The organism is Paractinoplanes pyxinae, from assembly GCF_026626335.1.
Lineage (GTDB): Bacteria > Actinomycetota > Actinomycetes > Mycobacteriales > Micromonosporaceae > Actinoplanes > Actinoplanes pyxinae.
In genome coordinates this window covers 710,034-718,043 of sequence record NZ_JAPNTZ010000002.1, presented here as the reverse complement: position 1 = coordinate 718,043, position 8,010 = coordinate 710,034, and the positions used below count along the sequence as shown (strand labels likewise).

General features: G+C 70.6%; 10 protein-coding genes. 8 read left to right on the top strand and 2 right to left on the bottom strand.

Annotated elements, in window-relative coordinates; all coding sequences use genetic code 11:
* Nucleotides 1-153: 153 nt before the first annotated feature.
* Genes OWR29_RS08040 through OWR29_RS08025 form a run of 4 tightly spaced genes read left to right on the top strand, consistent with a single transcriptional unit; the run spans nt 154 to nt 4,265 of the window.
* The gene (locus OWR29_RS08040; protein ID WP_267561878.1) at nt 154-1,029 is read left to right on the top strand and encodes a sulfotransferase family protein; all 876 of its coding nucleotides are present in this window, start codon (nt 154-156) and stop codon (nt 1,027-1,029) included.
* Nucleotides 1,017-2,546 carry a lipopolysaccharide biosynthesis protein gene (locus OWR29_RS08035; RefSeq protein ID WP_267561877.1) on the top strand — a complete coding sequence of 510 codons (1,530 nt, stop codon included), beginning with the start codon at nt 1,017-1,019 and terminating at the stop codon, nt 2,544-2,546. The genes OWR29_RS08040 and OWR29_RS08035 overlap by 13 nt, the downstream gene beginning before the upstream one ends.
* The gene (locus OWR29_RS08030; protein ID WP_267561876.1) at nt 2,543-3,277 is read left to right on the top strand and encodes a class I SAM-dependent methyltransferase; all 735 of its coding nucleotides are present in this window, start codon (nt 2,543-2,545) and stop codon (nt 3,275-3,277) included. The genes OWR29_RS08035 and OWR29_RS08030 overlap by 4 nt, the downstream gene beginning before the upstream one ends.
* Complete coding sequence (locus OWR29_RS08025) at nt 3,270-4,265, top strand: glycoside hydrolase family 26 protein (RefSeq protein ID WP_267561875.1); 996 nt, start codon at nt 3,270-3,272, stop codon at nt 4,263-4,265. Before OWR29_RS08030 ends, OWR29_RS08025 begins: the two co-directional genes overlap by 8 nt.
* Here the strand turns inward: OWR29_RS08025 and OWR29_RS08020 are convergent.
* Nucleotides 4,255-4,620: a VOC family protein gene (locus OWR29_RS08020; protein WP_267561874.1), complete on the bottom strand. Its 366-nt coding sequence runs from the start codon at nt 4,618-4,620 to the stop codon at nt 4,255-4,257. The two genes, OWR29_RS08025 and OWR29_RS08020, sit on opposite strands and share 11 nt — an antisense overlap.
* A 94-nt stretch (nt 4,621-4,714) precedes the next feature.
* Between OWR29_RS08020 and OWR29_RS08015 the strand changes: the two genes are divergently transcribed.
* Nucleotides 4,715-5,008, top strand: a complete 294-nt coding sequence (locus OWR29_RS08015; RefSeq protein ID WP_267561873.1) for a type II toxin-antitoxin system Phd/YefM family antitoxin — start codon at nt 4,715-4,717, stop codon at nt 5,006-5,008.
* On the top strand, nt 5,005-5,277 hold the full coding sequence (locus OWR29_RS08010) for a Txe/YoeB family addiction module toxin (RefSeq protein WP_267561872.1): 273 nt from the start codon (nt 5,005-5,007) through the stop codon (nt 5,275-5,277). Before OWR29_RS08015 ends, OWR29_RS08010 begins: the two co-directional genes overlap by 4 nt.
* Here the strand turns inward: OWR29_RS08010 and OWR29_RS08005 are convergent.
* Complete coding sequence (locus OWR29_RS08005) at nt 5,262-6,074, bottom strand: WecB/TagA/CpsF family glycosyltransferase (RefSeq protein WP_267561871.1); 813 nt, start codon at nt 6,072-6,074, stop codon at nt 5,262-5,264. The two genes, OWR29_RS08010 and OWR29_RS08005, sit on opposite strands and share 16 nt — an antisense overlap.
* A gap of 63 nt (nt 6,075-6,137) precedes the next feature.
* Between OWR29_RS08005 and OWR29_RS08000 the strand changes: the two genes are divergently transcribed.
* Together OWR29_RS08000 and OWR29_RS07995 are read left to right on the top strand one after the other, a co-directional pair.
* Entirely contained in the window at nt 6,138-7,067 is a 930-nt protein-coding gene (locus tag OWR29_RS08000; RefSeq protein WP_267561870.1) for a sulfotransferase, read from the top strand.
* A complete protein-coding gene (locus OWR29_RS07995; protein WP_267561869.1) occupies nt 7,067-7,981 on the top strand; it encodes a glycosyltransferase family 2 protein in 915 nt (304 codons plus the stop codon). Before OWR29_RS08000 ends, OWR29_RS07995 begins: the two co-directional genes overlap by 1 nt.
* Nucleotides 7,982-8,010 lie beyond the last annotated feature (29 nt).

Genomic DNA, 8,010 nt, shown 5'->3' with positions numbered 1-8,010 from the left:
CGGCGGGGTCACCGCCCTCCTCTGCCGGGTCGTCCTCCCCCCCGGACCCCGCCCCGCCCGCGGGGGGGGGGGGGGCGCCCGCCTCGGTGTGCTCGGCACCTGGCTGCTGCCGGTGCTGATCCGGCGGGTCGAGGAGCTGTGAGGAGACCGACCATGGACGTACGCAATCTGCCGGCGCCGATGAAACGCGTCGTGCACCTGGGATCCCGCTCCTACGGCCGGCTGACCGCACCGGGCCGGATGACGCCCTCGTTCCTGATCTGCGGCGGGCAGCGCTGCGGCACGACGTCGCTCTACCGCGCGCTGGCCGGCCACCCGGTGGTGCTCAAGGCCGTGCTGCACAAGGGCGTGCACTACTTCGACACGTCGTACCAGCGCGGGATGGCCTGGTACAAGGGCCACTTCCCGCTGACCCGCAGCGCCGAGAAGATCGGCGAGCGGTACGGGGTGACCCCGCAGACCTTCGAGTCGAGCCCGTACTACATGTACCACCCGCAGGCGGCGGCCCGGATCGCCCGCGACCTGCCGCAGGCCAAGCTGCTCGTGCTCGTGCGCGACCCGGTCGAGCGGGCCTACTCGCAGCACCACCACGAGATCGCGCGGGGCTTCGAGACCGAACGCGACTTCGGGGCCGCGCTGGCGCTCGAGCCGGCCCGCCTGCACAAGCAGGAGGAGAAGCTGGCCGAGGACCCGGAGTACTACAGCTTCAGCCATCAGCACCACGCCTACCGCTCGCGCGGCGAGTACGCCCGCTACCTGAGCGTGATGGCCCAGCACGTCGGCCGGGAACGCATCCACGTGGTGGAGAGCGAGCGGTTCTTCGCCGACCCCGAACCGGTCTACGACGAGGTGTGCGAATTCCTCGGCCTGCCCAGCTATCTGGAGCGGCCGGCCTTCGAGCGGCACAACGCCCGCCCCCGGCAGAGCGACATGGACCCCGACCTGCGCCGCGAGCTCACCGACTACTACCTGCCCCACGACGAGGCCCTGTCACGCTGGCTGGGACGCATGCCGGTATGGCGGTCCTAGAGAAACCCGTTACGGGCACCCGCGGCGCGGCCCGGGGCGGGCTGGCCAACATGGCCGGCTCGGCGCTGGCCGGCGGCGCCGGCGTGGTGGTCACCTGGGTGGTGGCCCGGTCGCTGGGGGCCGAGCAGGCGGGCGCCTTCTTCGCCGCCACCGCGGCTTTCGTGCTGGCCGGCGGGCTGGCCAAGCTGGGCACCCAGACCGGACTGGTCTACTGGCCGGCCCGGTTGCGCGCCACCGGCCGGGAACATCTGCTCGGCGCCTGCCTGCGGGCCGGGCTGGGCCCGGTCATCGTGTTGTCGATCGTGCTGGCCGGAGTGATGTGGCTGGCCGCGCCGGCGATCGCCCACGTCACCGCGCGCGAGGCGGCCCACGTGGTCGACGCGCACACCGCCGGCCTGCGGGTGCTGGCCGCCTTCCTGCCGCTGCAGGCGATGACCGACGCGCTGCTCACGGCCACCCGCGGCTATCGGGCGATGCGCCCGACGGTGGTGCTCGAGCGGTTCCTGCGCAGCGGGCTGCAGCTGCTGCTGGTGGGCGCGGCCGGCGTGATGACACTGTGGACGGCGGGCTCGCTGCCCGGCTTCGCGCTGGCCTGGGCGGCGCCCTACCTGCCGGTGACGGTGCTCTCGGCGTACGCGCTGCGCAAGGTCTATCGCGCGACCAAGCCGCCCGGGGTGAGAACGCACCGGGCCGAACGCCGCGACCTGCGGCGCGAGTTCTGGCGGTTCACCGGGCCGCGCGCGCTGGCCAGCGTGGCCCAGCTCGCCCTGCAACGGATCGACGTGCTGCTCGTGGCCGCGTTCGGCGGGCTGGTGCCGGCCGCCGTCTACGCCGTGGCGGGCCGGTTCGTCATCCTCATCCAGTTCGCCAACCAGGGCATCTCGCAGTCGGTGCAGCCCCGGCTGGCCGAGGCTCTGGCAGTCGGCGACCGGCGCACGGCCAACCACCTCTACCAGACGGCGACCGGCTGGCTCGTGCTCGTGACCTGGCCGGTCACCCTGCTGGTGATCTTCTTCGCGCCGGTGTGGCTGCGCCTGTTCGGCGACCGGTACGCGGCCGAGGGCGTTCCGGTGGTGGCCGTGCTGGCCGCCGCGATGCTGGTCGCCACCGGCTGCGGCATGGTCGACATGGTGCTGGCGATGGCCGGGCGCACCAGCTGGAACCTGGTGAACGTGCTGATCGCGCTGGCCGTGACCGTCGTGCTCGACCTGCTGCTCATTCCGCGGTACGGGGCCCTGGGCGCGGCGATCGGGCTGGCCTGCTCGATGGTCGTGAACAATCTGCTGCCGCTGATCCAGGTCGGGCGGTCGGCCGGGCTGCACCCGTTCGGGCCCGGCACACGGGCCGCCGCGCTGCTCTCGATCGCCTGTTTCGGCGTGCTCCCGTGGGCCGTCGCCGCCCCGACCAACCGGACTTTCGCCGCGCTCGCCGCCGTGCCCGCGTTCGTGGCCGGCGCCTGGCTGTTGCGCTCCCCGCTCGCACTGAGCGCGTTCAAACCGAAGAGGAGGACGAGTTGACCACCGACTACACCAAGGTGTTCCAGGACAACGAGGCCGTCGAGAAGTACGAGAACATCACGTACGCCCCGGACAGCTACGCCTCGCAGATCAACGAACGCCAGCAGGACTACCTGCGCACCCTGGTCCGGCGCGAGTTCGGCCCGCTGGCCCCGGTGCAGCACGACTTCGCCTGCGGCACCGGCCGGGCCATCCGCACGCTGCACGGCCTGGTCCGCGAGGCGCACGGCTACGACACGTCGGCCGAGATGATGGCCAAGGCGGCCGAGGTCGGATCGCGGGCCACCTGGCACCAGGTGGCCGAGGACGGGCCGGTGCCGCACCCCGAGCCGGCCGGCTTCCCGGCCATCGTGACGATGTTCCGCCTGCTGCTCAATGTGGACGACACCGTCCGCGACCGGGCACTGGCCTTCGCCGCCCGCGCGCTGCCCACCGCCGACTCCGGCATCCTGGTCGTCGAGAACCACGGCAACGCCGGCTCGGTGCGGCACCTGCGGGCCCGCAAGCACAAGAACGAGCGCTGGTTCGCCGAACTCTCCCACGAAGAGGTGGCGACCCTGCTCGACCGGCACGGCTTCGTGATCGTCGAGCGCCGCGGCTTCTCGATGATCACGCCCTCGCTGCACAGCAACCCGGTCGCGCGGGCCGCCGACGCCGCCGTGCGCCGGCTGCCGGGCAGCGACGCGTACGCCGTCAACGTCCTCTACACCGCGCGGCGCGTCCATGCGTAGGGTCGCCTTCATCCTCGCTTTTGCGATGCTGCTCGCCGGGTGCTCGTTCGGCAAAAAGGACGAGCAGCCGCCCCAGCCGCCCGCGCCCGACCTGACCAGCGCGCCGGGAGCGGTGGCGGTGAACAAGGGGCCGTTTCAAAGCGGGCCGGTGGCCGCGCCTCAGCGCGGGGCGCTGTTCGGGGCCTGGATCAAGCCGGACGCGCTGACCCACGTGGGCCGGCTGGCCGCCGTCGACAGCCTGCAGAGTGATCTCGGACGGCCGCTGAAGATCGTGAACACGTACCGCCGCTTCGAGCAGATGGTGGGCACCCCGTCGGACAAGGAGTTCCTGGCCCGCGGGTCCACGCTGATGGTCAGCTGGGCCACCGGCGACAACCGGTCCATCCTGGACGGTGAGCACGACGACCTGATCCGCAAGCAGGCCAAGGCCGTCCGCAAGCTCAAGGTGCCGGTGCTGCTGCGCATGCGGTGGGAAATGGACCGGCCCAACCTGCGGGCGACCATGTGGTCGGGCGCCGACTACATCGCGGCCTGGAAATACGTACGGGAAATCTTCCGCGAGGAAAGGGCGAAGAACGTCTCGTGGGTGTGGTGCCCGACGGCCGAGGGGTTCATCCGCGGCGACGCGCCGGCCTTCTATCCGGGCGACGACCAGGTCGACTGGACATGCGTGGACGTCTACGCCGGCGAACGCTTCGAACCGATCGGCGACCTGATGGGCCCGTTCCTGACGTGGGCCGCCCAACGCCCCAAGCCGATCGTCATCGGCGAGTTCGGGGTGGCCAAGGCGTGGGGTTCGGCCGGGCGCGCGGCCTGGATGAAGGACGCGCGGCGCACGTTCAAGGTCAACCCGCAGATCAAGGCGATCGCCTACTTCGAGTCGAACCCCGAGGGCAACGGCCCGAAGAAGCAGTTCCAGCTGACCGGTGATCCGCCGGCCTTCAAGGAGCTGGAGTCGATGGTCCGGGACCCGTACTTCAATCCCTGACCGCTTCCAGGAACTCCAGCCGATTGCCGTGATCGTCCTGCGAATAGAACCGCCGGTGGCCCGGAAAATGGGTATCCCATTGAACCGGGCGACCGGCGGTTTCCAATTGCGCGGCCAACAGGTCAAGACCCTTCACCAGTACGCCGGGGTGAGCCCGGGTCTGCGGCGTGAACCCCTCGACCGGGCTGACGTGCACCTCCCAGCCCCCGCCCCGGAACCAGCACCCACCCCGAGCCGCGAGGACGGGCGGCTTCTCCAGCTCGGCCATTCCCAGCACCCCGCCGTAGAACGCGCGAGCCGCCTCTTCCCCACCCGGCGGGCACAACACCTGAACGTGATGCAGACGCTCGAACATGCCGCCCATTAAACCGTACAGTCGTACGGTTTTCCATCCAGGGTTAACATGTACGCGGGATCGTACTTCCGAACGTACAGCTCAGGAGCGTGTCATGAAGGTCTTGACCATCTCTGACGTCCGCAAGAACTTCGCGGCCGTAGTTGATGCCGTCATCGACGACGCCGAGGAGTGCGTCATTCCCCGCGGCGGAGGCAAAGCCGTCGTCATCGTCTCGCTCGACGAATGGAACGCGATGAAAGAAACCCTGCACGTCATGGGCTCACCGGCCGACGCGCGCCGCCTCCTCGAAAGCATCGCGCAAGCGGACGCCGGCCTGCTGGAGGAGCGGCCGCTCGCCACCCCCGAGGCCCCGGCTCCTCCGGAGCCGAAGGACGCCGCCGCGTGAGCCTGCGCATCGTCTTCACGCCGAATGCATGGCAGGAGTACGACGCCTGGCTTCGGCACGATCTGAAGATGGCCCGCCGCATCAGCAGGCTCATCCACGATGTTCAACGCGACCCGGAAGGCACCGGCATCGGCAAGCCCGAACTACTGAAGGGGCCACTGTCAGGCTGGTGTTCTCGCCGGATCAACGATGAACACCGTCTCATCTGTCGCATCCGAGGCGACGACATGGAGATCGCCGCCTGCCATGGGCACTACTCCGGCAAATAGGTACGGATTTTCGCTCGCTGGGCGGGGGCCTGGGCCAGCAGACGCAGGGCGTACGGGGCATCGTGGCGTAGGTAGCGGCTCGCCAGGCGGCGGGGCTCGGTGCCCAGGCGGTGGGCCCACTCGAGGCCGGTGCGTTGCATCCAGCGGGGGGCCCGTTCGATGTCGCCGGCCACGAAGTTGACGGCGGCGCCGCAGCCCAGGAACCAGGCCTGCGGCAGGTCGGCCCGCAGGCGCGTGATCACGCGTTCCTGCTTGGGGTAGCCCAGGCCCACGAAGACCAGGTCGGGGCGGGCGTCGGCTACCTTGGCGCAGACGTCGGCGTACGTCATGGGGTCCTCGTCGAAGCCGAACGGGGGGCACGTCGTGCCGGCCAGGCGCAGGCCGGGGCAGTCGGCGAGCAGCTTGGCGGCGGCGCGGGCGGCGCCGTCCGGTGTGGAGTCGTCGGTGGCCGGGGCGCCGCCCAGCACGAAGATCGAGCGGCCGTCCAGGCCCAGGCCGGCCGAGAGCGAGTGGATCAGGCTGCTGCCGGCCACCCGCTCGGGCAGCGGCGACCCGCTCAGCTTGCTCGCCCACACCAGCGGCATGCCGTCGGCCACGATCAGGTCGGCGTCGGCCAGGTGGCGGCGGCACTCGTCGTCGCGCTGGGCCCGGCGCAGGATGTCGATGTTCGGGGTGAGGATGCGCCCGCCCCGGCCCTGCCTGAGCGCTTCCCGGACGACCGCCACGACCTCGGCCTCGGTGATCCGGTCGATGCCGGTGCCGTCCAGCTGCACCCGGTCGAATGCCTCGACTGGCACTTCGACGCCTCCTTCACTGTTGTTGCCTCGTTATACGAGCGAAACGAGCGAAGGTGGGCCAAAGTGGCACGAGTGCTATTTCTGGGTGGATTAGGACGAAGCGGCACAACGCTCGTCGAACGCCTGCTAGGCGAGCTGCCCGGGGTGTGCGCACTCGGCGAGGTGGTCCACCTGTGGCAGCGCGACATCCGCGACGACGAGCGCTGCGGCTGCGGCGCCCGCTTCTCGGCCTGCCTGTTCTGGCACCGGGTCGGGCAGTACGCGTTCGGCGGCTGGCAGAACGTCGACATCGACCGGGTGCACGAGCTGCGCGGCCTCGTCGAGCGCACCCGGCACATCCCCCGGCTGGCCACCGCCGTCGAGGCGCCCGACGAGGTGCACGAGTACGCGCACTTCTACTCACGGGTCTACGCCGCCGCGGCCGAGGTGTCCGGGGCCCGGGTGGTGGTCGACTCGTCCAAGCACTCGGCGCTGGCCCACGTGCTGCGCTGGGCACCTGACATCGACCTGCGCGTGGTGCACGTGGTCCGTGATGCGCGCGGGGTGGCGTACTCGTGGACCAAGACGGTGGCCCGGCCCGAGACCGACGGCGCCGACCAGATGACCCGCTATTCGCCCGGGCGCTCGGCCCTGTTGTGGAACGCTCACAACGCCGCCTTCGGGCTGCTGGCCAAGCGGGGCGTGGCCGTGCACCGGCTGCGCTACGAGGAGTTCCTGAACGACCCGCGCTCGGCTCTGCTCTCGATCGGCGACTTCGCCGGGCTGCGGCTCATGCCCGAGGACCTGGGTTTCCTGGGCGACGGCTACGCCGACCTCAAGGTCGGGCACAGCGCGGCCGGCAACCCGATGCGCTTCACCGTCGGCCGGCTGCCGCTGCGCACCGACGACGCCTGGCGGCACTCGCTGCCGCGCAACCAGAGACGACTGGTCGGAACGGTCTGCGCTCCCATGCTGCGGGCCTACGGATACCCGCTCTCAGTAGAGGAGTCTTGATGAACTGGCCCTCCGTCGGCGTCATCATCCCCACCCGCAACCGGCCCGAACTGGTCCGCAAGGCGATCGGCGCGGTCCGCGACCAGCGCTACCCGGGCGAGATCAAGGTGCTGGTCGTCTATGACCAGACCGAGCCCGACTATCTGCTCGCCGCCACCGAGGGCGTGCAGGTGCTGGTGCTGACCAACTGGCGCACCTCGGGCCTGGCCGGCGCCCGCAACACCGGCATCCTGGCCCTGGACACCGAGTTCGTGGCGTTCTGCGACGACGACGACCAGTGGCAGCCGGACAAGCTGCGCCGGCAGGTGGCGGCGCTGATGGCCGAGCCCGACGCCGAGTTCGCCACGTGCGCGATCGAGGTCGAGTACGACGGCAAGTGCACGCCCCGGCTGGCCGGCCGCCCCCGCGTCACCATCGACGAGCTGGCCCGCTCCCGGATGGCCATGCTGCACTCGTCGTCGTTCCTGATCCGCCGGGCGGCGCTGGCCGACGACGCCATCGGCCTGGTCGCCGAGGACGCCCCGGGCAGCCAGAACGAGGACTGGGACCTGCTGCTGCGGGCCGCCCGGCGGGCGCCCATCGTGCATCTGGACGAGCCGCTCGTGCGCGTGCTGTGGGGGCGCACCTCGCATTACGCGTACGAGTACGCCACCAAGATCAGCTCACTGCGCTGGATGATGCAGCGGCACCCCGAGATCAGCGGCTGCAAGCCCGGTGCGGCCCGGGTCTACGGGCAGCTCGCGTGCTGGTCGGCCGCCACCGGCAACCGCAGTCAGGCCTGGCAGTTCAGCAAGGAAGCCGTACGGGCCAATTGGAAGGAACCTCGCACGGCGATCGCTCTTGCGGCGATGACCGGAGCAGTGAAGGTTGAGAACGTTCTCTCCGCGCTCCACAAGCGAGGACGCGGGATCTAGAAGGTAGGTCACTTCACTCTTTCGGTCAC

Bases quoted from the DNA above. Each gene is read 5' to 3' on its own strand.
- OWR29_RS08040 (WP_267561878.1), top strand. From the start codon at position 154: ATGGACGTACGCAATCTGCCGGCGCCGATGAAACGCGTCGTGCACCTG.
- OWR29_RS08035 (WP_267561877.1), top strand. From the start codon at position 1,017: ATGGCGGTCCTAGAGAAACCCGTTACGGGCACCCGCGGCGCGGCCCGG.
- OWR29_RS08025 (WP_267561875.1), top strand. From the start codon at position 3,270: ATGCGTAGGGTCGCCTTCATCCTCGCTTTTGCGATGCTGCTCGCCGGG.
- OWR29_RS08020 (WP_267561874.1), bottom strand. From the start codon at position 4,620: ATGTTCGAGCGTCTGCATCACGTTCAGGTGTTGTGCCCGCCGGGTGGG.
- OWR29_RS08015 (WP_267561873.1), top strand. From the start codon at position 4,715: ATGAAGGTCTTGACCATCTCTGACGTCCGCAAGAACTTCGCGGCCGTA.
- OWR29_RS07995 (WP_267561869.1), top strand. From the start codon at position 7,067: ATGAACTGGCCCTCCGTCGGCGTCATCATCCCCACCCGCAACCGGCCC.